This is a genomic window from Verrucomicrobiota bacterium (assembly GCA_019247695.1).
Classification (GTDB): domain Bacteria; phylum Verrucomicrobiota; class Verrucomicrobiia; order Chthoniobacterales; family JAFAMB01; genus JAFBAP01.
The window spans coordinates 1-25,196 of record JAFBAP010000162.1 but is presented as its reverse complement, the minus strand read 5'-3'; the positions used below and the strand labels follow the sequence as shown (position 1 = coordinate 25,196).

General features: G+C 61.7%; 19 protein-coding genes and 1 pseudogene. 3 read left to right on the top strand and 17 right to left on the bottom strand.

Going from position 1 to position 25,196, the window contains the following annotated elements:
• Positions 1–10: 10 nt before the first annotated feature.
• The 4 genes and pseudogenes from JO015_19740 to murJ all read right to left on the bottom strand — a co-directional run bounded on the left by JO015_19740 (position 11) and on the right by murJ (position 6,306).
• Positions 11–907, bottom strand: coding sequence for a pantoate--beta-alanine ligase (locus JO015_19740; protein ID MBW0001333.1), 897 nt, complete (start codon positions 905–907; stop codon positions 11–13).
• Positions 908–1,010: 103 nt separating this feature from the next.
• Complete coding sequence (gene treS, locus JO015_19735; GenBank protein MBW0001332.1) at positions 1,011–4,376, bottom strand: maltose alpha-D-glucosyltransferase; 3,366 nt, start codon at positions 4,374–4,376, stop codon at positions 1,011–1,013.
• A 122-nt stretch (positions 4,377–4,498) separates the two neighbouring features.
• Positions 4,499–4,682 (bottom strand): annotated as a pseudogene (locus tag JO015_19730) (hypothetical protein).
• A 31-nt stretch (positions 4,683–4,713) separates the two neighbouring features.
• Positions 4,714–6,306 carry a murein biosynthesis integral membrane protein MurJ gene (gene murJ, locus JO015_19725; protein ID MBW0001331.1) on the bottom strand — a complete coding sequence of 531 codons (1,593 nt, stop codon included), beginning with the start codon at positions 6,304–6,306 and terminating at the stop codon, positions 4,714–4,716.
• A 186-nt stretch (positions 6,307–6,492) separates the two neighbouring features.
• Here murJ and JO015_19720 point away from each other — a divergent pair, with 186 nt between their 5' ends.
• The 3 genes from JO015_19720 to JO015_19710 all read left to right on the top strand — a co-directional run bounded on the left by JO015_19720 (position 6,493) and on the right by JO015_19710 (position 13,156).
• Complete coding sequence (locus JO015_19720) at positions 6,493–8,949, top strand: circularly permuted type 2 ATP-grasp protein (protein MBW0001330.1); 2,457 nt, start codon at positions 6,493–6,495, stop codon at positions 8,947–8,949.
• A gap of 106 nt (positions 8,950–9,055) precedes the next feature.
• A complete protein-coding gene (locus tag JO015_19715) occupies positions 9,056–9,931 on the top strand; it encodes a transglutaminase family protein (GenBank protein ID MBW0001329.1) in 876 nt (291 codons plus the stop codon).
• Positions 9,932–10,297: 366 nt separating this feature from the next.
• A complete protein-coding gene (locus tag JO015_19710) occupies positions 10,298–13,156 on the top strand; it encodes a transglutaminase family protein (GenBank protein MBW0001328.1) in 2,859 nt (952 codons plus the stop codon).
• 687 nt (positions 13,157–13,843) lie between these two features.
• On the opposite strand, the gene JO015_19705 is transcribed toward JO015_19710, so the two are convergent.
• From JO015_19705 to queE, 13 genes are all read right to left on the bottom strand, one after another.
• On the bottom strand, positions 13,844–14,611 hold the full coding sequence (locus tag JO015_19705) for a methyltransferase domain-containing protein (protein ID MBW0001327.1): 768 nt from the start codon (positions 14,609–14,611) through the stop codon (positions 13,844–13,846).
• Positions 14,612–14,639: 28 nt separating this feature from the next.
• Positions 14,640–16,928 carry a hypothetical protein gene (locus JO015_19700; protein MBW0001326.1) on the bottom strand — a complete coding sequence of 763 codons (2,289 nt, stop codon included), beginning with the start codon at positions 16,926–16,928 and terminating at the stop codon, positions 14,640–14,642.
• Between the two features lie 46 nt (positions 16,929–16,974).
• Positions 16,975–17,757, bottom strand: a complete 783-nt coding sequence (locus JO015_19695; protein MBW0001325.1) for a hypothetical protein — start codon at positions 17,755–17,757, stop codon at positions 16,975–16,977.
• A complete protein-coding gene (locus JO015_19690) occupies positions 17,750–18,277 on the bottom strand; it encodes a hypothetical protein (protein ID MBW0001324.1) in 528 nt (175 codons plus the stop codon). The genes JO015_19695 and JO015_19690 overlap by 8 nt, the downstream gene beginning before the upstream one ends.
• Positions 18,261–19,496, bottom strand: coding sequence for a hypothetical protein (locus JO015_19685; GenBank protein MBW0001323.1), 1,236 nt, complete (start codon positions 19,494–19,496; stop codon positions 18,261–18,263). The genes JO015_19690 and JO015_19685 overlap by 17 nt, the downstream gene beginning before the upstream one ends.
• Complete coding sequence (locus tag JO015_19680; protein ID MBW0001322.1) at positions 19,481–20,530, bottom strand: hypothetical protein; 1,050 nt, start codon at positions 20,528–20,530, stop codon at positions 19,481–19,483. Before JO015_19680 ends, JO015_19685 begins: the two co-directional genes overlap by 16 nt.
• Positions 20,527–21,171, bottom strand: a complete 645-nt coding sequence (locus JO015_19675; GenBank protein MBW0001321.1) for a hypothetical protein — start codon at positions 21,169–21,171, stop codon at positions 20,527–20,529. The genes JO015_19680 and JO015_19675 overlap by 4 nt, the downstream gene beginning before the upstream one ends.
• Positions 21,168–21,644, bottom strand: a complete 477-nt coding sequence (locus JO015_19670; GenBank protein ID MBW0001320.1) for a hypothetical protein — start codon at positions 21,642–21,644, stop codon at positions 21,168–21,170. The genes JO015_19675 and JO015_19670 overlap by 4 nt, the downstream gene beginning before the upstream one ends.
• 45 nt (positions 21,645–21,689) lie before the next feature.
• Positions 21,690–22,202: a prepilin-type N-terminal cleavage/methylation domain-containing protein gene (locus tag JO015_19665; protein MBW0001319.1), complete on the bottom strand. Its 513-nt coding sequence runs from the start codon at positions 22,200–22,202 to the stop codon at positions 21,690–21,692.
• Between the two features lie 22 nt (positions 22,203–22,224).
• Entirely contained in the window at positions 22,225–22,608 is a 384-nt protein-coding gene (gene gspG, locus JO015_19660) for a type II secretion system major pseudopilin GspG (GenBank protein MBW0001318.1), read from the bottom strand.
• A 114-nt stretch (positions 22,609–22,722) separates the two neighbouring features.
• Positions 22,723–23,652 carry a hypothetical protein gene (locus JO015_19655; GenBank protein MBW0001317.1) on the bottom strand — a complete coding sequence of 310 codons (930 nt, stop codon included), beginning with the start codon at positions 23,650–23,652 and terminating at the stop codon, positions 22,723–22,725.
• Positions 23,653–23,703: 51 nt separating this feature from the next.
• Complete coding sequence (queD, locus tag JO015_19650) at positions 23,704–24,066, bottom strand: 6-carboxytetrahydropterin synthase QueD (GenBank protein MBW0001316.1); 363 nt, start codon at positions 24,064–24,066, stop codon at positions 23,704–23,706.
• The gene (gene queE, locus JO015_19645) at positions 24,063–24,725 is read right to left on the bottom strand and encodes a 7-carboxy-7-deazaguanine synthase QueE (GenBank protein MBW0001315.1); all 663 of its coding nucleotides are present in this window, start codon (positions 24,723–24,725) and stop codon (positions 24,063–24,065) included. Before queE ends, queD begins: the two co-directional genes overlap by 4 nt.
• Between the last annotated feature and the right edge of the window lie 471 nt (positions 24,726–25,196).

Genomic DNA, 25,196 nt, shown 5'->3' with positions numbered 1-25,196 from the left:
TGACATTGATTCACTCCAGCAGGGTATTGTCGATCAGGCGGGTTCGGCCGAGGTAAACGGCCAGGGCCAGAACGAGGGGGCCGTCGAGGTCCTGCCTGGGCTCGAGCGTTGCGGGGTCGGCAACGGCGATATAATCGATTTTGGCGAGGGGTGCTGCGGTTTCCAAGGCCGTGCGCATCCATTTAATGAGCTGATCCGGGCTGAGAACCGTTTTCTCTCGAACCCGGGCCGCGGCAGCCTCGAGGACCTGATGCAGGCTCGGCGCCTGGGCACGTTCTTCCGGGGAGAGGTAGGCGTTGCGGGAGCTCATGGCCAGACCATCCGCCTCGCGCACGGTGGGCAGGCTGATGATCCGGACCGGAAAATCAAGGTCTCGCACGAGGCGGCGGATGATGGCGAGCTGCTGAAAATCCTTCTGACCGAAGACGGCGAAATCCGGCTGGACAAGGTGGAACAGTTTGGTGACCACGGTGCAGACCCCGTCAAAATGTCCCGGCCGGGATGCGCCGCACATGGTCCGGCTCAAGGAAGTTTCATGGATGGAGACGGACGCATTCGGCCGATACATGGCGTCGGCCGGAGGCGCGAACACCAGGTCGCACCCGATCCGGACTAACTTTTCCCAGTCTTGCTCGAAGGGTCTGGGATAACGTTGGAAATCCTCGTCAGGCGCGAACTGGATAGGATTGACGAAGATGCTTACGATCGTCGTACCTCGGCCGGCCGCAACTTCTTTTGCGCGGGTAATTAGGGCAAGGTGACCGTCATGAAGAGCGCCCATTGTGGGCACGAACGCAAGCGGACGCGGCAGACCGCGGACAAGGTGCTGAAGGTCAGCGGGAGAATTGATGAGGCGCACTGGACCAGCCAAACATGCGCAGGAACCACGGGGGCGCAAATCCTGCATGGAAGCAAGCGGGCCGCCGGCAGGGGGCGGCGCCCGCTCGCTCCTCCATCGTTTGGCCGGGGCAAGCGGCCCGGCCTCAGTGAGGGCTCTGCAGGCAGCCGGTTCAGGTCTGCGAAACGGGTTCGCCGACCGGTGCGGCCGGGGGCACGGTCCCGGCGCTTTCTTCGAGGACGTTAAGCAGGCCCCGGAGCGGAATGGCTACCCATTTCGGCCGGTTATTCAACTCGTAACGCAGCTCGTACATCGCCTTAAGAGCGAGATAGCTGCGCAGCAGAGCTTTCAAATCGGCACGGTCTCCGGGCACAAAGACCGCGTCACCCGCCCGATCGAGGTAGGCGCCCAGGAAGACCTGGCCGGCCCGGGCGGACCACAGGTCGGCGTAACCTTCCAAAATCCCGCGGTCGTTGGGGCGGATCGTGCGCGACTCGACGAGGCCATAATGCGCCGCGTAATGGAACGAACGCAGCATTCCCGCGACGTCGATCAAGCCTGACCGTTTCAACCGGCGCTCACCCAGGGTTCGAGCCGGTTCGCCTTCGAAATCCAGCATGATGAAGTCTTTGCCGGTGTAGAGCACCTGGCCCAAGTGGTAATCCCCATGGATGCGGATTTTGTAGATCTCGATCGGCTCCTGCTGCAGCAGGTAGTCGTGAAAACCGGCCAGGTCCGCCGAGCGGGTGAGCACCAGGTCCGCGAGCTGGCGGGCATGCTCGTCCAAACCGGGCAGCGCACGTCCAAGCATCGTCATCGTGTGTTTCGTCTCGCTCCGAATCGACTGAAACACTGAACGCTGGTGCTGAAGGGTGAACGGCTCCGGCCTGAATTCCGGCGACTCGGTATCGGAAGCGAGGGCGAGGTGCATTTCGGCCGTGCGTTGTCCCAAGAGCCGCACCGTTTCAAGGTAAACGCCTTCCAGAACATGGAGCTGTTCAGTCGGAATCTGGTCCCAGATTCCCAAGGCCGGCGGCGGCGGCAAAGTCGGTTCGCCCAGGACCCGCTCGAAGTACCGGTTCACCGCTTCCAACGTATGGGACCACCCATCCTGTTCGTTGGGCGTGAACTTCTGAAGCATGACCAGGGCTGCCGGTTCCTGGCCCGAGGCGACGTACTGCAAGTCGCCGAGGTAGGGCGGGACGTGCTCGAACCCGCACTTCTCGGTGAGTTGTTTAGTTACCTCCAGGTCCGGGTTGAGGCCCTCGTCCAATTTGCGGAACAGCTTGAGGTAGATTTTGTCGTCGTAGATGATAGAACTATTACTCTGTTCTACCCTCAAGGTGCGGGAAGTTTGAACGGGCGATTCGTCGAGCAGCGCCCGCAGCCGCTGCGAGGCGGTAGGCACCAGCCGGCCGGAGCGGCATTTCAAGGACGTGGTAAGCGCTACCAGGTCGAGCAATTCCCGGTGGAAACTCGGGGCGGCGATGGCATCGACGAGCAGGTCATTTTCGGAGCCCAGTCTGGCCATGACGGCGATCGGGTATTCCACCTGAACCTTACGCGCCTCTTCTCCGGAGACCAGTTTAGTCGGCAACGCGTAGAGGTCGCGCGCCCCTTCCGAATAATTGATGGCGATCAGAAGCAACTGCGTCCGGTTCTGTTCGGATATCTGCACCACGTCGACGAGCGCGCTGTTGAGAATCTGGCGGCTCTTGCTCCGGAACCAGCGGGTCCCGCGAATGTACCGGGTCAGATCGGTTTCAATATACCTTTGGCCGGCCGGCGTGACCCACCAGTCAGGCTGGCCGCGGTAACCGATGGTGGGCACCAGCCATTCCTTGTCGGCGACCTGGGTTGCCGGCGGGGTCAGGACCAACCAGAAAAAGGTGTTGGGCCCGAGCGTGATCGGGTAGAGGGTGTCGCGGATGACCGGGAAACGCCCGTGTCCGAACGTGTCCTCAGGGGTCCACCCGGCCCATTGATGGAGGTCGAGCTCCACGGATTGGGAAAAGCGCGACAGGTTGATGACAACCAGGACGGTCTGGCTTTCATAGGTGCGGGTAAACGCCAACACCTTGTAGTTGGCCGGCGCCAACATCTGAAAGTCGCCATGCCCGAACGCCGGAAACCGCTTTCGGATCGAGATGATGCGGCGCATCCACCAGAGGAGTGAGGAAAGGTTGGTTTCCTGAACCTCAACGTTGACGGCCTCGTAATGGAATTCGGGGTCGATGTTGACCGGCAGGTAAAGGGAGTGCGGGTTGGCGCGTGAGAACCCGGCGTTTTTGTCGGCGCTCCACTGCATCGGCGTGCGCACCCCGTTACGGTCGCCGAGGTAAATGTTGTCCCCCATCCCGATCTCGTCGCCGTAATACAGGATCGGGCTTCCGGGCATCGAAAGGAGGATGGCGTGGATCAGTTCGAGTTTGCGACGGTTGTTTCCGAGCAAGGGCGCAAGCCGGCGGCGGATCCCGAGATTGATCCGGGCCCGCGGGTCCCTTGCGTAAACGCGGTACATGTAGTCGCGTTCCTCTTCAGTGACCATCTCCAGGGTCAGCTCATCGTGGTTCCGCAGGAACATGGCCCACTGACAGTTGTCCGGGATTTTCGGCGTCTGATCCAGGATGTCCACGATCGGGTACCGGTCTTCCATGTGCAGCGACATGTAGATGCGCGGCATGATCGGAAAATGGAAAGCCATGTTGCACTCATCCCCGCGTCCGAAATAGGCCACGGCATCATCCGGCCACTGGTTGGCTTCCGCCAGCAGCATACGGTTTTCGTACTTCGAATCGATGTAGGTCCGGAGCTGGCGCAGGTACTCGTGCGTTTCCACCAGGTTTTCGCAGCTGGTATGTTCCCGCTCGAAGAGGTACGGAACCGCGTCCAGCCGCAAACCGTCGACGCCCATTTCCAGCCAGAAATCGACGACCTTCAGCATCTCGGTCCGGACAACCGGGTTGTCGTAGTTCAGGTCGGGCTGGTGCGAGTAAAAGCGGTGCCAGAAATAAGCCTTGGCGACCGGGTCGTAGGTCCAGTTGGAAATTTCCGTGTCTTTGAAAATGATGCGCGCCTCTTTGTACCGGTCCGGATTCTCCGACCAGACGTAAAAATCGCGCCAATGGTCACCGGGCGCGGCCCGCCGGGATTTCTGGAACCAGGCATGCTGATCACTCGTGTGGTTGAGGACCAGTTCGGTGATTACCTTCAGGTCCGTCGCATGCGCCGCGTCCAGGAACGCTTTGAAATCGTCCACCGTACCGTAGGACGGGTTGACGCTGAAATAGTCGGAGATGTCGTAGCCATCATCTTTGAGCGGCGAAGGATAGAACGGCATCACCCAGATGGCCGTGATACCAAGATTCTTCAGGTAATCGAGCTTGCTGTGAAGTCCCTGAAAATCTCCGATCCCATCATTGTTGCTGTCGGCAAACGTTTTGACGTGGATCTGGTAAATGAGGGCTTCCTTGTACCACAGTGGGGCGGCCGGCTTGGTGACTTCCGGGGTTTGTGTTGCTATTGCTTGGATCTGCATAGGGCCGTTCAGCTGATGCGAAATTAGGGCACCACACGTGGATGACTTTCGTGTCTGAGCCAATCCATGGTTCGATGCTCCGGACGGAATCTATGTGGGGCCTCAGCCCAATCCAGGAGTTTTCAGGAGTTTTTAGCGGAGCGCGCCCAAAGGCCGGGGGCGGCCGGAACATTTATTTTCCAGCTGGCGTCGATGCGTTCCGGGACCCCGGCCTGGGCGCATTTCAATCTCATCCGCATAGCGAGTGCGGCCACCGCGCCGATGGTCACGCCCGGGGTGAACCGGGTACCGCCTTTGGTCGCCCATCGAGGGGTGGTGCCGGGACTCGCGCAGGGCGCTACGCCCGTTGTAACCGGCGGGGCCAGCGGCGTCGCAGCAGGGCGACGATGTCGTGCATTTCCTCGATCCGAAACAGGAAGGTCAAGCCCAGGAAGACGGCCACCCCGGAGGCGACGACCAGAGCCAGCGCACCGAGCTGCAGGATTCTACCCTGCGCGACCGAGATCAGGCAGCGGTTGCCCAGCCAGCAAACCGCACCCATGCCGAGGGCGGCAGTGGTCACCCGAACGACGTTCTGGAACAGGCGGGCCGTCTCGAGGCTGCGCGCATGAGCCCGCATCATCAGGTAATAGATCACAAAATTCGTGACGGCGACCAACCCGGTGGAAAGGGCGAGGCCGCGCTCGCCGAACCCGAGTCGAAACGTGAAAGTCCAGTTCAGGAGCAGGTTTGCACCAATGGACAGAAAGCTGACAAACATCGGCGTATTGCGCTGGTTGATGGCGTAGAAGGCGGGCGCCAGCACCTTGATGCCGGAATAGGCGACGAGTCCGACCGTGTAGAACTGGAGCACCGATGCCGTCTCAAACGTATCGTGGGGCAGGAACCGGCCACGCTCATACAGGAGCCGGATGATCGGATGGGCAAGCACGATGAGACCGACGGTGCTCGGGATGGTCAGAAAGAATGCCAGACGCAACGCCCGCGCCAGGGTGGCCCGGAACGCCCCACTGTCCTTCAGGGCGGCGCTGCGCGAAACCATGGGCAGCGTAACGGTGGCGATCGCGACGCCGAACACCCCGATCGGCAACTGGACCAGGCGGAACGCATTGTTCAACCAGCTCACCGGCCCGTCACCGAGCTGGGAAGCGAACATGCCGTTGATCATGACGTTCACCTGGACGGCGCTGCTGGAAATGACGGCGGGCGCCATCAGCGCAAGCACCTCGCCGACGCCGGGATCACGCCACCGGAAATCCGGTTTGAAGCTGAACCCGACCTGCTTGAGGGAGGGCAGCTGAACCGCGAGCTGCAGCAGGCCGCCGATGAGTGTGCCGATTGCCAGGCCGACCAGGGCACGATTCCCGAAATGGGGATCCAGCGCGTACCCGAGGCTGATCCCGCCGATGATAGAGCCGAGGTTGAAGAAACTGGAGGCCAGGGCCGGCACGGCGAAACGATTCTTGGCATTGAGCATGCCCATGACCAGAGCGGCGAGCGACACGAGCAGGATGAAGGGGTACATGATCTGGGCCAACAGGACCGTAAGCGCGCGCTTGGCCGGATCAAAACCGGGCGCCAACACCCCGATCAACGGGTCGGCAAAAACCACCCCGGCGAGTGAAATAAGGCTCATGAAAACGACGGTGAGCGTGGCCATTTTGCCCGCCAGACGCCAGGCGGAGGGGTCGCCTTGAGTGGCAATCTTGCGTGAAAAGGTAGTGACAAAGGCCGTCGACAGGGCGCCCTCGGCAAACAGGTCCCGCAGGAGGTTGGGCGCACGAAACGCGATGATGAACGCGTCCATGTTGCGGCCCGCTCCGAACAGGGCGGCGAAGAGGAGGTCCCGCAACAACCCAAGCACCCGGCTTAACATCACCGCCAAACTCACGACGCCGGCCGCCTTGGTCGCGGACTGGCGCTCTTGCATCGCCACTGCCATCGGAAGCTGATAACGGTAACAGGCCCCCGGATCAACTATTTCTCAGGGACCGTGCCCACCCGGCCGCAACCGAACAAGCAACTCCGGACTTGCATCCAAGGCCCGGTCCCGTTAGGTCCCTCTGGTTCAATGGGCGGCAAAGCTGTAGCAAACCATTCACGTTGGAATGAGGTGATGGGTGTAGATGGCAAGCCGCGGGCGGTTTACCAACTGCTCCTTGAGCGGGTGCCCACCGCCGCCAACCTGCGGGAACTCCAGGACCGGTTAGACGCGACGATGCGCGAACTGGGCATGACGTTTGAGGTGCCCGGAAGCGGCCTTAAGAATACGTGGTTCTGCGACCTGCTGCCCCAGATCTTCACCGAAGAGGAGTGGGGCCTGATCGTGCGCGGGTTTCAACAACGGGTGCGGGCGTTTGAGGCGCTGTTGCAGGACCTCTACGGGCCGCGTGAAATTCTGCGCGAAGGCGTGCTGCCGATCCCGCTGGTGCTCGGCAGCCCGCATTACCAGCACGCGGCGACCGGCTTGAAGCCGACCCACGGCGCCTACCTGCACCTGAGCGGATTGTGTCTGGCGCGCGATCAGGAGGGCCGCCTGGTCGTCAAAAGCCACTATTTCAGCCATCCCTCGGGTCTTTCCTACATGATCCAGAACCGGCGCCTGCTCGCGCGAGTTGTCCCGGAACTCTTTCAGGATTACTCGGTCGCGTCCATCGCGGATGTCCCGACGCAGATCCTGATCCGGCTACGAAGCGTGGCGCCCCGGCCTGATCCTGCAGCCGTGCTGCTTACCCCCGGTACCGGCAGCGCCGTCTACTCCGAGCACAGCTTCCTGGCGCGCCGCATGGGCATTCCCCTGGTGCAGGGTAACGACCTGGTGGTGCTTAATGATGCCCTCTTTCTGAAAACGGTTTCCGGGCTGGAACGCGTTGACGTGATCTACAGCCGTCTGGCCGACCCGTGGCTGGACCCGCTGGTCTTTCGGGTGGATAGCCGGGCGGGCGTGGCCGGTCTGGTCAATTGCCTTCGGCAAGGCAACCTGGCGATGATCAACAGCGTCGGGGCGCAGTTGGCCGACGACCGGGGCTTCCTCCATTTCTCGAACGCGATTATTCGCTACTACCTTGGTGAGTGGCCGCTCCTCCCCACCCTGTCGACGTATTGGCTGGGCGACCTGGACCAGCGGGAAATGGTGCTGGACAACCTTGATCGGTTCCAGGTTCGGACGCTGGTCGGCGAGAAGACCATGACCCCCAGCCTGCACGAGACGACGCTTCTGGAAGTCCGGCGCGCCCCTCACCTGTACGTGGCGCAACCGCTGATGGACACCGTCGAGACGCTCTGTTTTGCGAACGGGCGGCGGGTTCGCCGGAGCCAGGATCACCTGATCTACGGTGTCCAGACTGCGAACGGCTTCCACGTCTTTGACGGCGCGCTGACGCGGGTGGCGGCGAGCGAGTCCGGCCGCACGGAAAGTGAGCATGGCGGCGGCGGCAAGGACACGTGGGTTTTGCGGGAAGAACCGTCGACCGAACTGGGGCCCGGCGCGTTTCACCGGTCAAAGCTATTGCCGAGCCGCCTGGTAACCAGCCGTGTAGCCGAAGCGTTCTACTGGATGGGCCGCTACCTTGAGCGCGCCTTGGACGTCTCCAGGATCATCACCGTGATCGAAACGCTCGAGATGGAGGAACTGACCTCGGCGGAACGCAAACTCTACCGTCCGGTTTGGGACCGGCTCCTGCCGCCGCTCGATCTCCCCGGGCGGCGCGGCCGGCGCACCATCGGCAACGTGGCCGAACGTTACCGGATGATGCTCGACGCCCGCGATGCCGGTTCGGTCAGCGGGATGGTCGGAATAAGCTTGATGAACGCGGAAACCCTGCGCGAAGTGATCAGCCCTGAGGCTTGGTCGCCTTTGGTGGCTCTGCGCGTTTTCTCGGATCGCAACCGTTGGCGCGAACGGGCCAGTGAGCAACTGGCGCGGCGGAGCATCCGTCGCTCCGCTGAAGCGGTGACCGGGCTGATCCCGCAGTTTTTTGCCACGGCACAGCAGTCGATGCTGCTGGATGACGGCTGGCGTTTTTGCGAACTCGGGCAGTACGTGGAACGCTCGGTGGCTTCCGCCAACGCAAGCACCAGCATCGTCCGCTCCCTGGCCGAACGGTCGGAGCGCTCGGGCGGCCTGCCCCCCGTGGAGATCGAGTTGTCGGCGTTTCTCCGCCTGATCGGGTGTCGTGACGCCTACCGGCGCATTTACCAGTTGCGCTCCGAACCGGCTCCCGTGCAGGAACTAATCTGGCAGAACCGCGAGATGCCCAAGTCAGTAATCTTCTGCCTGGAACGTTGCGCCAGCCTGGTGGAAGCCTCTTTGCCGCGAGCCTCCCGCGCGGCGCAGGTCACCCTCGAGTTCATTGAGAACCTGGTCCAGCGCATCCGCGGGATCGATTGGTATCGCTATTTTCCCCAGGGTTCGGAGGCCGAGATCCGGGTCGCCCGACGCGCGGAACTGGCTGAGCTCCGGGAGTTAGTTTACGACCTGCTGAGCTCGGTGCGGGAGCTGCACGTGATCATCTCCGATAACTTCCTGAGCCACCAAAGCACGGTCGCCAACCAGGAAACCATCGTCAGTTAGAGACCCCGAAACGCGAAGCCGGAGGCCGCGCACGCACCCCCTTTCCACGGCCGGACCCCAAACTAGGGGTTTTCGCTTCGGCCGGATAGGGTAATGTTGCCCGCTTATGCGCTTTCGGGTGACTCACGTGACCGACTATCGATACACCGCACCGGTTGCTGAAGCGCACCTCGAACTGCGGCTGACGCCGCCCCAACGGGAGAACCAGCGGCTCGAGTCCCACCGGATCCAGCTGCAACCGGACGCAAGGTCTTCCAGTTACAAGGATTACTTTGGAAATGAGACCAGCGTGGTTTCCGTTCCTTACCGGCACTCGCGACTGACGGTGAGGAGCGAAGCCGTGGTCGAGACCCTCCCGGCCCGGCTCCCCGCCGCCGGCCTGGAAATCCCGATCCAGGAGGCGCGGCAGATTCTGACGCACGCCCTGCCGTTCACGTATGACTACCTGCAGCCGACCGGCATGGTGAAGATCGGTCGTGACGCAACGCAGTGGGCAAGACGCTACCTGGGCGGTAACGCCGCGCTCGGCCCAGGGTTAGAAGCGCTTAACCACGCAATTTACGCCCAGTTCAAGTACCACTCAGGATCGACCGAGTTTTCGACCGACCTCGGCAGGATCTGGAAACAGCGCGCGGGCGTCTGCCAGGATTTTGCACACGTGATGCTCAGCGTGACGAGGACCGCGGGGCTTCCGTCGCGGTACGTGTGCGGCTACATCGAAACGACCCCGCCGAGCGAAGCGGCCAAAGGACGGGTCTGGCTGGTGGGATCGGTCGCCACGCACGCCTGGGTTGAAATCCTTGTCCCGGGCCAGACCTGGGTGGCATTAGACCCGACGAACGACCGGTGGTGCGGCGAGCAGCACATCGCGGTGTCGTTCGGCCGCGACGCGCGCGAGGCATCGCCGATCCGCGGCACGTTCAAGAGCTCGGGCCGGCAAGTGCTGAAGGTACGCGTCAAGGTGAAAAGGCTGTTCCGGTGAAGGAATGCCGCGGCGGAAAATGCCACAAATGGAAGAGAGTGTCGGGTGTCGCGTAACGGGTAGCGGGTGGCGGGTGGCGGGTGGCGGGAAAGCGAAAATGTCTGCAGAATACGCAGAGAAGAGGTCCACAGATCCTATGGGTAATCAAGATTGACACGCATTAGCGTCGCACACGGGAAGAGAAACGAGAGACTTGACATGGGCGGCGCTTCCCCAAGATACACCCGCCACTCCCTATTCGTTACCCGTTACGCGTTACCCGCCGCTTCTTCATTTGTGGCGTTTTTTCACTTGTGGCATTTGTGGCATTTTCTGCCGTGGCATTTTTCCGCTTGTGGCATTCGCGGCATTCTTCTTATTGCGGCCATGCGAGTCCAGATCTCGAACGTGATGCGGTACCGGTACGTAAAAGCGGTAAGTTTTTCACCGCAAACCGTCCGGTTGTTGCCAAGGACGGACCAGGCGCTCGTGACGCACCGGCTTCAGACGATCGTGAACCTGCCTGCCGACGTCCAGTACCGGCGGGATCTCTTTGATAATCTGATCGCGAAATGCGTTCTGCAGAGCCCGGGTTCATTGCTCGAAATCGGTGTGCAGCTCGAACTGGAAATCGGGCCGCGCAATCCTTTTCATTTTCTGCTGGCCGGCCATGCCGTTGAGTTCCCGTTCAAATACAGTGAAGACGAGAGGCAGGTGCTGGGCCCTTTCCGGACGGTCAGGCCGGAGGACGACGCCAACACGGATGAGATCTGGTCGTTAAACGGCAAACACGGCACGGTGGAAATGCTGCTGGACGTGTTGCGTACGTTCCATCGCGGGATCGCCTATGAAGTGCGTCCCGAGGGGCAGGCCAGGTCTCCGAAGGAAGTCCTCGAGCTGAGGTGCGGGGCCTGCCGGGATACCGCGCTGCTCTGTGCGGTGCTGCTCCGCAAACTGGGCCTGGCGGTGCGGCTGGTCAGCGGGTTTTTTTGCGAATTCGAGGTCGAGGTGGCCGACCGGCGTGCCGAACGCGGCCTGCACGCCTGGATTGAGGTCTACCTGCCGGGCGCAGGCTGGGTCGGGCTGGATCCTACCAATGGATTTTTCTGCGATGAACGCTTCATTCCGACCGCGGTAGGCGTCAATATGATCGATGTGGCGGCCATCGAAGGCAGTTATTACGGCCAAGAACGGGTTGCGTGCGTGTTTGATGCCCAACTGGACATACAATTGGTTACCGAATCGAATCTGACAACGCTTGCGCACCGGGTCGAGACCAACCTCGCAGGGGCCGGCCTTCAACTTACCATGGGCGGAGAACCGACCTTCATTCCGCAAAAGGCTGAAGGCCCGGAATGGTCGTACGCAGCGGTCGGACCGGAAAAGTTGGAGTACGCGTACCGGTTTGCGAACATCATCGCGGAGAAGGTATGGCCGGAATCGATGGTCCTTTACACGCCTGGAAAGATTTACCCGGGCGAGGTCAATCCGCGTTGGGCGATCAACGTGATCCGTATGGACCATCCGGCGGCCGCAGGATCGTTGCCTGAACGGGCCTGTTCCGGGGAGTCTCCGGCATTACCCCAGGAGGAGATCGAGCGGTTCCGCCAAACGATCGGCGATGCCCTGGGCGTAAGCGGACCCTGGCTGCCGGCGGTGGATCCGCACGCCGGGCCGGACGACCGTCCGCACGCCTGGGTTCTACCCCTCGATCACACCGGCGACGCGTGGACGGGTGAAAACTGGGGTGTGCCGAAGCTGACGTTAACGGCGGCGGATGGACCGGCAGGGTTGCGCCTTCCTTTCGGCGACTTGCCTTCCACGATCAGAAAGCGTGCCCTGGTCATCGAGCCGCAAGGCGGAAGCCTGGCGATTTTTCTGCCCCCGCTGCTGCCCGAACCTTTTGCGGGCTTGCTACAAATCATCAGCCGCGCGGCACCCGTCCCGGTCCGTTGGCAAGGCTACATACCTCCCGATCTGCCGGCTTCCTGGTCAGTCATCTCGTTTGCGGCTGATCCCGGCGTCCTCGAAGTGAATTTGCCGCCCTGTCCGACGTGGGTTGAGTACCGGCAGTGGTTGGAACGGCTGCAGGAAATTGCCGTTGAACTCGGTTTGACGACGGCACGCCCGGGCAGCATCCCTGCAGGCACCGGGGGCGGCAACCACCTTCTCTTCGGCGGGCCCTCCCTCGAGGAGAATCCGTTCTTTACGCGGCCGGTCTGGCTGGCCTCCATCCTTCGTTATTGGCAGCATCACCCCGCGTTAGCTTACCTGTTCACGGGCCAATACGTCGGTCCCTCATCCCAGGCGCCGCGTCCCGACGAAAGCGGAAAGCTGCTGCTGGACCTGGAACTCGCCTACCGCCAGCTCGAAAACCTGGAAAGCGGTGATCGGCGCCAGGAAATTCACGAACTGGTGCGCCACCTGCATACGGACCTTTCCGGCAACACGCATCGAAGCGAGATAAGCTTCGACAAATTCTGGCAGTTTCCGTCCGGGGCGCGCGGCCTGCTGGAGTTCCGTGCCCTGGAAAGTCTGCCCCATCCCGAGTGGTCGTCGGCCATCGCCCTGCTTTGGCGTGCCCTTTTCTGCTACCTCCATGACCGGCCATTCCGGGCGCCGCTGGAAGATTGGGGTTACCGCTTGCACGACCAGTACCTCTTGCCCGCCTTCCTGTGGCAGGATCTCACCGGCGTCTTGAGCGACCTTGCCCAGTACGGCATCGCATTTGATCCGCACATTTTCCGAGAGATCTGGCGGTGGCGCTTTCCGATTCTGCTGGAACCGGACTCGACGATGACGATGCGCAGGGCGCTCGAAGCATGGGCGCTGCTGGCCGAGGTTCCGACTGCAGGGGGTAACACAAGCCGCTTTGTCGACGGGTCAATGGAGCGGTGGGAAGCGGTGGCTCAAACCGACTGGGTCAACCAGCACGTCCTCTATGTGAATCACCGTGAAATCGCGTTCCGAAAGCTGGACGCGCGCGACATGGTCGCCGCGTTTCGGTTCCGCAAGTCAGCGCTCTACCCTTCCTTGCACATGCGTCTGGCCGTGCAATTACCGCTGGAGTTGGCGGTGGTGTCTCGCGAAGACCAACGGATCGTGAAAGCCTGGCGGTACGACGGTTCGGCGGCCCACGAAGTCCCGCCGGAAGAAGCTTCCGTCCGGCCCGGGCGGCCGGCGGAAGCGGCTGCACCCGGGGCTTACACTTACGACTTGCGGATTGAGGAGTCGCTCTTCGGGTAAGAACAGCGGCCTGGCCCCCTCCCTATCCCCCGACGCAGCCTCAAGTCAGCCCGGCGTTCCTGCGCCAGGCCAGGATTCGGCACACCACCCCGGGTGCGCCTCCGGCGGCGCGACCGGGCACCTCCGCTCCAGCAGCAAACCGTTATTGCGGCGCCACGACAGTGGTGGTCGTCGTGGCAGGCGCGGGTTGCGTTACGGTGGTCGTGCGCCTGACGGTCGTAGTGGTCGATGGCGGCGGGGTGGTGTTGTAGACTTCCTCGTGTGTGCACGCGACCAGTGAAATTGCTGACGCTATCAAAAAGATAATCCGCGACATAGTTTTAATTACCTCTGGTAGGGGGGATAAACAATAAGCACAAACGGCCTTGGCGCTGCAAAGGTGGCCAGTTTGATCATCGCCGCCGGCATTGTCAAAATCGTTCTGGTACAAAACTGATCACACGGCGGGCACAGCGGGTGTGGCGGGCACCACGTAAGAGTTCACACGGCGAACACGGCGGGCCACGGCGACCACGGAGGAAAGATTAAATCATCCGCAGAACACGCAGACGGACGCAGAAAAGAGAAAACATCCACAGATTACACAGATTGACACAGATTAAGAAGACCTGGGCAACTCGAAGATTGACGTTCGCATCCACGCCCCAGGATGCCGCTCCGAACTCCGAACTCCGAACTCCGAACCCGTTACCGGGTGGCGAGCACAAAGAGGCGGTGAAAGGGAAACAGGACTTGCCCGTCGGCCAGCGCGGGAAAACGTGCACGGTAACGGTTGACCAGTTCGCCGATAAAAGCTGAGCGCGCGGCTTCATCCGGCAGGTTCTCCAGGAAGGGGCGCAGGCCGGTACTCCGGTACCAGAGCACCATCTGCTCATGGTTCTCGAGCAGGTGGTGGTAGACCGTTTCCCAGATCTCGACGTGACGGCACCAGGATGCCAGAACGTCGTGGTAGAAGGAGGGGGTCTCGACGGTCAGCCGTTCATCGGGGACACGGAAGGCACGCCACGGCGGGGTATCGGCCAACCGGTGATAGACTTCCGCCGCCGGTTGGTGGTGGATGGAAGGCACCTGGAAAGCGAGGACGCCGCCGGTACGCAGCGAGTTACAGAAGCCCTGCAGGAGCGGACGGTGATCCGGCACCCATTGAAGGGAGGCATTTGCGAAAATGAAATCCTGACGGTCCGGCGGGCGCCAGCCGGCGAGGTCGGCCTGGATCCAGTTAATCCCCGGATAGGCCGCACGGGCGCGCCCGAGCATCGCAGCCGAGTTGTCGACGCCCGTGATGGCGGCCGACGGCCAGCGTTTTGCGAGCAGGGCCGTGCTGTTGCCGGGGCCGCAACCCAGATCCACGACGAAGCGGGGTTCCTCAAGTTCAACCCGGCTTAAAAGATCGGCGGCCGCGCGGGTGCGGTAAGCCTCGAAGCGAAGGTACAGGTCCGGATCCCAGCCGCTCACAACACCATTTGCCGGTGAAGTTTTCTGGTCACTTACCACGCAGATTGCGTCTCGGCGTCGGCTCATCGACGGGGCCGGCGGCGTAATCGCTCGGATGCGCCAGGTTATAGGTATCCTGGCCGACGCGGGTGCGGCGTTCTTCCTTGATACTCGCGCGCAACGTCTGCGTGTCGTCATTCACCACCGTAGGCTGGATGAACACCAGAAGCTCGGAACGGTTCCGTACCTCGCCATGAGTTTTAAACAGGTTCCCCAGGTAGGGAATGCGATCCAGGTAGGGAATGCCGTTGTCGTTTTTCTGGGTAGTTTCCTGGATCAAGCCCCCCAGCACCACGGTCGCACCGCTCGGGATGGTTACCGTGGTCGTCAGCCGCTGGCTGTTAACCTCAGGCACGTTATTTCCCGAGATATTCACGGTGTTACCCAGCGAGTCATTGATCTGGGCGATCTTGAGCGTGACTTCGCCGTTGGAATTGATCAGCGGGATCACTTCCAGCCGGAGTTCAACATCCTCGTACGTGATCGTGGCGGAGACCGCGGCGGTCTGGTTCGTGTTCGTCACCGTGCTGGTGTTGACATTCGACAGGGTCGACTCGGGTACAGGCACCCGTTGCCCGCTCGAGATCACGGCGCGTTTATTGTTCGCGGTGTAAATAGACGGCCGTGCGAGCACCTTGAAGTTGCCCCGGTTATCGAGTGCTTTGATCAGCACGGCCACCGCGTCGGAAATCTTGCCGTAGATGGCCAGGCCGGATGCGGCGCCGCCGATGGCGTTCGTCACCAGGCTGCCTACATTGGAAAGCGAGGACGGCTCGACGATGGTGTTCCCGTTGGACACCGCGGTGGTGTTGATATTCGAGGAGGCCACCCCCGTGCCGTTCCCGGAGATGTGCCGGTAGAGCTGGGCGAAATCCACGCCGAACTCAAAGTCTTTGGTCAGCTGCAGCTGGCCGATCACCGTGGCGAGGTACACCTGCTGCGGCCGCCGATCCAACCTCGTCAGAATCGCTTCGACTTTTGACAGGCTTTCAGGCGGGCCGATCACGAGGATCTTGTTATCCTTGGAATCTGAAATGATGCGGGTTTTGCCGACGATGACTGCCTGCGGGCCGAGTTGTTCGTTGGGTTCCTGCAGCAGGTCCTGGCCTGCTCCGACCGAACCGGCCGAACCGCTGACCGGGTTATAACCGCCGTAATTGGCGTTGGTCGTGCCCCCAAACAGATTCGCCCCGCGATTCTGGCCTCCTTGCGACTGATTCTGCTGAAGCTGCTGGCCCGGAGTGACGCCCTGCCCGTTTTTGCCCTGGTCTTCGCTCAGCAGATCGGCCAGCACGGGCAGGACTTCCCCGGCTGAGACGTAGCGCAGCCGGTACTCGAGCGGGCGAAATGAGACGGCAGCCTGGTCAAATTCAACCACCAGCCTACGCAGGTAAGCCAAATTGTGCGGCCGGCATACGATCAGAATGCGATTGGTGCGGGTGTCGGGGATCAGCTGCGCGTTCGAACCGAGTAACCCGCCTTCCGGATTGGTGATCGGCGAAACCCCAGCCCCCTGCTGCGGTCCCGGGGCCGCACCGGCCGGGCGGCCGGTTTCCGCGCCCAGCAGTTTGTTCAGCGTTTCGGCGACCCGTTCCGCGTCGGCCCGGACCAGGTGAACGAATTCCGTTACCGTCTTGGTCGGGGCCACGTCGATGAGCTGCTGGAGGGTGATTAACTGCCGGATCACGCTCGTGCTTTCCGTGATGATCAGCGCTTGGGAACTGCTGACCGGCACAAACGCGGTGTACGCCCGGGGCAGAATGTGCGTCTGAAAGATCGTGAGCGCCTCGTTGGCGCTCACGTACCGGAAGTTCATATAGTAGCTTATCACCTGATCGTCTTCAGGAAGCCCTTCCGGACTGGAGTAGAGGCGAACGCCCTCGCTACGCGGGTTCTTTCCGGTGTTAACGTTGATGACCTTCATCGTGTTCGGCTCGGAGGCCGGGATGAGGGCGTAATTGTTCAGAAGCAGCGAGGCTTCGATCAGCCGCGCCAGTTCCGCCCGCGGCACCGGGGTCGGTACCGATATGGTCAGCGGCAAGGCGTTAGCCGCAAGATTGCTGTCCCGGATCAAGATCTTGCCGGTCAGCATTTCGTATTGCTGCAGGACGGAATCAATGCTGGCATTGACGGCCTGGTACGACGTTTTCGGCTCGTTGGCCGCTGCTTCGTCGCCCGCTGCCTCCGGTGCGCCCGGTTGTAAAGGAGTTCGCTGCTGACCAAAACTCAAACCGGCGGCAGCGAGGGACAACAGGAGGAACAGGCGTGGCAGCAGCATGCGTGAAGAGGGGGATGGGTGGGTTTAGACCGGGATAACGTTTTGATCACTGTGCCCGGACGCCATTGGGGTTGACCTGCGGCGGGCTCGGCGCGCTGTAATTCGGTGTGGGCAGGACGCGCCGGCGCCGGTAATCGTTAACCGTGGGACCGCGCGGATAAGCGCCGGGGTTGCCGGCTCCCTGACCCGGAGGCATCGTGTTGAGGGTTTGATTGGCCACCGCCCCGGCATTGTACGGCGGGAAATTACGGCCCTGTCCCGGCTGCACCGGTACACCCGGTTGCCCCGGCGCCCCGGGCTGCACCGGTTGCCCGGCCACGCCGGGCGGCGCACCCTGCACCCCCGGAGTGCCGACGGCAGGCTGAGCGTCCATCCGGAACCGGATCGTGCCTTGCTGGGCATTATCCGCAAGAACGACCTCGGCCCCCTGGGGATTGGAGCTGGGGTGTATCTCGACCAGGCGCAGGCCCTGAGCGTTAGGAGTCGTCGTGATCTTTTGAACCTCGTTGGTCTCGGTGTTCTGAACGAAGACCACCGTGTCTTTCCCGGCGCGAAACCAGCTCACGAGCGCCAACTTCTCGAAAACGGACGGGGTCGCCTGCGGGGCTGCCGGCGTGACCAGCGTAAAGGGGTTCCGTTCCCAGAGCCGGGCGTAGCGGCTGGCCGAAAAACCGGCCGGAACCTGGTCATTTGCGAGCACCCCGGGCACCAACGCCGATGCGGCCGCTGCCACCACCGCGAGAACCCAGCCGGAACGGACGCCGGTGCCGCGCTCCTTCGGGACTCCCGATTCGGGCGAGGTTTTTACGGCGTACTGAGACTCATACATTCGGGGCATACCAGCGGGCGACCTCCAACTCGAGGTTGACGTTAGGGGGCGCATCCGTGCTTTTCAAAACAAAATTCGTCACCGCCTGAAACTGCTCGGGCTGCTGGACCGCCACCAGCCATTTCACGACGTCCTCGAGTTTTCCAGTCAGTTTCAACTTGACCGCCACCGAGCGGTAATCCGCGGTGTTCTTCGTTTCGCCGAAGCTCTGTTCGTCAATCGTCAGGGCGTGATCCTTGGCGGACCTGGTCAGCGACTCGAGCAACTCCGATTGGGCGGCGGAACCGGTCGTGACGTGCGGCTGTTTGGTATCCAGCCATTCCTTGCGGGCCAGCCAGAGCCCGCGCTCGCGCAACCAGAGGTCATTCGATCGTTGCTGTCCCTGCAGTTCGGTGATCTTTTGAGCCAGGCCGGCGTGCTCGTCCAGTAAGTAGCTGATCCCGTAAAAATTCAGCATCACGAAAACGGACAGGCCCAGGAAGGCGCTCAGCCGGCGCTCGGATTTAGTTAGGTTTCGCAAACTTTGGCTCCCCCTCGATGGTAAACTCCGCACGCCCGTCCGGACGCAGACTCGGGCTGGGCATCTGCCACGTGAACATCTGCAACTCGGACTTACCCTTGACGTCCTCCGCGAACTTGAACGCGGCCGGGGCCGTGCTGGCTTCGCCGCGGATCGTCACTTTGCCTTTGTGCAACTCAAATGAGGCCAGGTGCATCCCCTGCGCAGGCAGCAGGCTCGAGATCTGATTGAGCAATTCGAGTGGGTAAACCTGCGGATCCACCGCCCATTGCAGGTTACGCCAACGATCCGCCGTGCCCTCAATGGCCTGAACGGTAGGCGCGCCGGCAGCGAGCGAAAGCTGCAACTGCTTAACCTGAAGTCGCTCCCACCAGATGTAGCCGATCAGGGAGGCCACCAACCCCAGGTATAAGATCAGCGCCCCGGTCACGAGCCGGCGCACCCGGTCGCGCCGCCGTTTGCGGGCGTGTAAAGCTTCCACCTGCGCCGGCAAAAGCCGCGAACGCGGCTTAGGCAACCGAGGCGCCGGCAGCGGCTCGACCGTCACGCGAAATGCGAAGCGTTTTCGCAGGACCTGCACCTCGTCGTCGGTGAAATCGCCCCAGAGCACCGCCCCCGCCAACGGGTTGATCAAACCTTGGCCTTCCAGCTGCAGGAACACGCAGTTAAGCTCCTGGAGAAACTCCGCGTTCAACTCCGTACCGCTCGCCGTTTGCAGGTACACCGGGTCGTCTCCCCGCGTGATCGCAAACGTGAGGCGACCGGCTTCCCGCCAGAGCGTAACCCGGTCCTGCGAAAGGGGCAGGGTAAAGGCGGACGGCTCGAAACGGACCGCCCTTTCAAAAACGAGGTGCTCGGGCAGGTCCGACTGGAGGACCGTAGCGACCGCCAGGCACCGGCCGTCCCGGACTGCGAGCAGCCGGAAATCGGCGGGCACACCGGTCGACGTTCGCTGCACCAGGCCCGATTGCTCCAGCCGCAATTGCAACACTTCTCCCGCAAGCCCGCGATCATCGGTCGATACCCAGCAAGGAAAACTCAGCACCTGCTGCGCGGGCAGGGCCACCACCGTCGGACCGGGCGCTTCCCGGGGACTCTTCAGCCGCTGGACCAGGTGCGGCGTTCTACCCTGGGGTGCCGTCCACAGCTCCCAATCATCATCACCGCCCGGCCCGGCGCGAACGAGAAAGGTTTGAGAGCGATCTACCTTTCTTGCCATAACAGGACCCCAGCCGGTACGGAGTTTCGATTTACAATAGCAGTAATAGTTGTCGTGAAATCCGCAATCATACCACGGCTTTCAATCCGGTCCACCGCGCTGGTCAGCGCCAGCATGTCCTGCACCGCCTGGAACTGTTGCGGGCTCATTCCGAGGTGTACCCGGACGTCCTCAAGGCTGCGGTAAATCTGGTCGTCGGCGGTGAACGGTTTGCCGTCGCGGCCCCAGCGATACTTCACGAACTGGTCGGCCTGAGCGGCCGATACGCCCGTGACAAGCTGAAGGGTGTCCTGATCAACCGTGTTTACGTCGATCTTGCCGTCCCCGTAGACTGTGAATGATTGCGCCCAGTCGGGTTGGCGTTTCATGACCGGGGCGAACTCCGGCACCAGGCTCATTTCCTCGACCGCGGTGAACGGCCGGAACTGCTGCTGGGCGGCCGCGGACGTTCCGGGGCCGTTTTGACCGGCACTCTGGGCGGGCGTGGGTGCCGGGTTCGGGGCCAGTGAAGGCTGGAGTCCACCCGCGTTGGCATCGGAGTCGTTTAGGTCCTGAACGTAATGGTGCAGGCCGGCGATGGCCGGGTCGATCTCGCGCGAGGTCAGGCCCCATTTGCGAAAGACCGCCTGCAGCAGGTAGTCGCGGTTGGTTTGCAGGACAAAGTTGATGTTCAGGTGGGCTGACTCGCTCGCGATGATCACCTCGAACTTTCCGCCGTCCTTGCGGGTTTGCTCCAACAGGTCCCGATCTTCGTTGCGCACCTGCGGAGGCAAAGCGAAAGCCACCCCACTCTGCGCCAGGATCCGGGACTGAAAGCGCCGGTTCAGGACGGCATATTCGTCCACGTCATGACGCACAAATTCCACAGCCGAAATGATGAGGCTCGAGATGAGGAGGATCGTAAAAAGGACCAAGAGCAACGCCGAGCCGCGTTGGTTCCGCGCCTGGAACGGTCCCGCGTCGATCATCGCCTCGCGCCCGGAGGAAGTCCGGCGAGATGGGGCTGAGGGTCGGCGCAAAGAGGAATGATTCATGGCAGGACCGGGGCTGTCGGACAGTTAAAAATGGACCGGTGCACCTGGCTTTGTCCGGAGATCCGGAAAGTTAACTCGACCAGCGCGGGCCGGGAGCCGTTGGCAGGCCAGTCCGCACGCCAATCGCGGGTTTGGGGGTCAAAGAACCTCCATGCAACCTGGTCGAGGTCACCAAGGATCGGAGTCCAGCGGATATCATTCTCCTGATTGGCCTGGATCAGGCGTTCGCGAGCGTCTTCCGGCTCCTGGTAAAAGGCCAGGTACAAACGGCCGTCCGCCTGCGGCCGCGCGCAGAGGGCGACGGTACCGTAGGCGGGAATCCCCGGGGTGGTCGCAAACTGAAACGCGACGTGCTGGAAGACCAGTTCCGTTCCCGACTGAATCGTCTTGGTCTGAAACTGCGCTGCGGCAGGCAGATTGGTAAAATTCTGTCGCAGCAATTCACTGATGCCGTCGACGCGCTCCTGCAATGACTCGAGGTAGGTCACCTCGCGCGTGGTGCGCACCGTGGTCTGGATGATTCGGAACACGAGGGCGGTGATTATGGTCAGGATGGCGAGCGCGAGCAGGACCTCGAGCAGCAGGTACCCGGCTTGCGGAGCCGATCGACGGGATGGGTGGATGGCTGGCACGGTCCTCATCCCGACGCAGGCTGGTAAATGACCGATCGGACCTGGTTCGTGCGAGTCTGGCCGCCCGCCTGCCAGGTGGCGCGAATCGTGACGTCGTAGAGGTTCGGCACCAACTCACCATGGATGGTTTTCGGTTGCAACCGCACCACCTCACGCTCGTAATGGATGCGGCCGTCACCCACGACCAGATCCTCCTTGCCGGGTTGCAGTCTGATCACGGCCGCCTCGTTCAACAGGTTTTCAAAGTCATGCCGGGTCTGGGCGTCATCACGCAGGAGGATCACGGTGTCGATCGCCTGGCGCAGGGCGGTGGTGAGCGAGACGGCAACCACGCAGAAAATCATTAACGCCAGCATCATTTCCCAGAGCACAAACGCCGCCTTGCCCGGCCTGGAACGCCGTCCCGGGCCGGGGAGAAACGGCGGCACGTCAGGGTTGGTTCGACAAATGTGCAGGTGAGAGTGAACGCGTCGGCTCGGCATCAGGGCAGGTTTCACAACGAGGATGGCAGAAAAGCTATCCCGTCGTTAATCGATAAAGCTTTCCTGATCCTGGACGCGGGCCGTCAGCGGGTCAACACGAAAGCGAACCCAGCTTTTGCCTTGCTGGAGCAGGAACTTGAGTGGTTCACACAGGCCGTTCGGGGCGAAGTACCAGTGCAGATCGGCGACCGAATGAAATTCCGTATCGGCGGGGGCCTGGCACCGCAAGTCGACGTTGGGCGGCAGCTGGTACCCTCGCACGACGGTGGGATGTGCCGTAACCGGATCACTCAGCGCGAGTTCATAACCGTTGTCGCCGAACAGGATCACGCAGGTCTGGTGGCTGGTCATCGCCCGCAGCCGGGCGGCCTTGGCGCAGCTTTGGAGCTGGCGAACCGGCGCGAGAAGTTTCTCCTCGTTAAAAAGGTGGGTGGCCGGCACGGCAGCGACCACAAAGATCACCGCAACGATGAACAGCACCACGCATACCTCAAGCAGGGTAAATCCGGCTCGCGGCAGACGTCTTCGGGAGAGTGGTTGGCGGCGGGCAGACGGCATCGCGTGACGCCTTTTTCGGTGGCTATTGCACGCGGCGATAAATGTCGTCGCCGCTCTCTTTACGATCCGGCCCGAACGAAAAGACGTCTACCCCGGATGGGTCTCTCTTGCCCGGGTTGCGGTATTGATAAGGCGTACCCCAGGGGTCCACAGGCAGGCTGTCCATCAACCGGACCCAATTAGGGGGGGCTGTGCCGGTACTGGGCGGGTTGACCAACGCCTCCAGAGCCTGGCCTTGGTCCGGCATCTGGTTGTTGCGGGCCTCGTACAGTTTCAAGGCGCTGTAAATGTTGGCGATGTCTTGTTCTGCCCGCTGGATTTTCGCGACGTCGAGCGCACCCGACATCTTAATGATCACGCCGCCGGCGATCACCGCGATAATCGCGACGACGAGCATGATTTCCATTAAGGTATAACCTGCGGACCAGCGAGAGGAACCGAGCCGATGTGCCCGGCACGAGGAGCAAGGAGTTATCATACAACCGCCCGGAGACTAGATCCAAATAGGGATGGGTACAAGTCAATTGGGGGCGTACGCAAGCTGCAGGAGGAAATCGCGGATTGCGAGCGGCTGGTCGGTCGGACCTTCAAACTGGAAGGTGTTTTCGCCGACGATGAGCAGACCCGGCGGTAGCAACAGAACGGCTTTTCGCCACCCGACAAAGGTACCGTCCGGGGAATAGCCGGGGTCGTTCAGATTAGGCACTTCCACAGACAAGATCCCGGCCAACTGACGGTTCACCCAGAGCCGGATGGAACCGTCCAGCGGCAGGCCGTTGACGAGCACCTCGACGCGTGCGCGCCTGACCTTGGCGTCAATCCCGACCGGGAAAACGACCCCTTGCTCGACCCGCTCGGCTTGGTCGGTAACCGACGTGGTCAGGGTGGCACCCTCCCAGTTGTCCGCCACGGCGGTGAGCGGGCTGCCGTCCACTTCTTCAGCCGCATAGAATTTTTCGCCCGTGGCGATCAGCGCACCGTTTGGAACGCTGTCGACCAGACGCACCACTCCGGGACGCGCCCACTCAAGACGGACGCGGAGCACGTTCAGAACGCGATGGCTGGACTGAAGGATCACCTTGCCCGGTCCTCCCATGATCGCCCGGCTGATGAGGAGCGTTCGCTGATTAAGAAGGTTGATGTTCTCGAACAGGTTTGAGCACAGGAGTTGACGGTTACCATCCCGGTCCTGCCAGTACACGCTGAGAAATGCGCCGAGTTCCTCCTGGAACACTGCCGTCAGGACGAGGTCGTAATCGTTCGGCACCGGCTGGATGGGAAAGGAGAGTTCGGCGTGTTCCCGGGCGGTGGCAACCGGCCGGCGAGGCACCCAGCTCGGGTACGTAACGTGCCCCGTCGAGGTCGGGTCGAAATTGAAGAAATCGGCTCGTGCGACCGCGAGGAGACCACAAAAAGTGGCCAGGGCAAAAAGAACTGTCCGTACCGCCATCGGCGCCGTTCTTAGCAGGCCGGCGCGCCGCCGCAAAGCTAAAACCCACAATTAGTCGCCCCGGTACACGCATCGTGCCGCGGGCGTTTCGTAAATGACGATCTCGCAGAGCCCGGGGCATGGGCCGGCAAGCTTGTCCCAAAACCAGGCTGCCATCAGTTCGATCGTGGGATTCTCCAGGCCGGGAATATCATTGAGACAGGCGTGATCGAGCCGTTCAACCAACGGTTTCATCGCCTCGGAAATGACCGCATGGTCGTAAATCCAGCCGGTCGCAGGGTTTACAGCGCCCTCGATGCTCACTTCCACCTTGAAGCTGTGGCCGTGCATTCTGCCGCATTTGTGACCGGCAGGAACCTGCGGAAGAACGTGTGACGCTTCGAAATGAAAGATCTTCGTAAGCCGCGCTCTCATACTCCTTGTGTGTCCGGAGCCCAGATGAACTTGTGCAGCTGCAACTGAAAGCGCACCGGCAGCCCGTCCTCAAGCAGCCATTCAACGATCCGGCGCGGCTCAATGCGATCAAAAACAGGCGAGAACAACACGCACCGGCAGCGTTGCGCGAGGGTATATTCCTCAACCATCCGTTTGGACCACAGGTAATCCTCACGTGAACCAATCACAAACTTCACCTCGTCCCGCTGGGTGAGGTGCGCGATGTTGTCCAACCGGTTACGGTGGACCTCCCCGCTCCCCGGGGTTTTCAGGTCCATGATGCGGTGCACCCGCGCGTCGACACGGGAAATGTCGTGTGCTCCGCTGGTCTCAAGCAAGACCTGGCAGCCACGGTCGCAGAGCGCAGTCATGAGCAGATGCACGTTTTTCTGAAGCAGCGGTTCGCCCCCGGTGATTTCCACAAGCCTGACCCCGAACCGTTGGACCCGTTCCAGAATCGCAGCCAGTGAGGTTTTCTCGCCGCGGTAGAACGCGTAAGTCGTGTCACAGTAGGAACAACGCAGGTCGCAGAACGTCAGACGCACGAAGGTGCAGGGCAAGCCGGCCCAGGTGCTTTCGCCCTGAATGGACCGAAAGATCTCGTTTACCGTCAAAGTCTTGTTTAACGCGTCGTCCACAGAAGGAATGCCACAAATGCCACAAGTGAAAGCATGCCACAAGGATTAGCGATGGGCGCCCGTCACACGGCGGCCACGGCGGCTAAACGCGGGCACAACGACAGAGTTCACACGGCGAACACGGCGAGCCACGGCGAACACGGCGGGAAGAGGGGGAAGAAGTTCGGAGTTCGGAGTTCGGAGTTCGGAGGGGTCGTAGAGCCAGGTCCGATCTCCCCCGAGGGGCACGTTCACACCGCGGAAAGACAGAATCATCCGCCGAACACGCAGAGAACGCAGAAAAGGATCCACGGAACAGGAGCTTGACACCGGCAACTCGCCCCCAATGATGCCGCTCCGAACTCCGAACTCCGAACTCTTTCCCTTTCCTCTTCCCGCCGTGTTCGCCGTGGTTCGCCGTGTTCGCCGTGTGAACTCTGTCGTTGTGCCCGCCACCCCCGCTGTGCCCGCCGTGTGACCGTGTGAACTCTT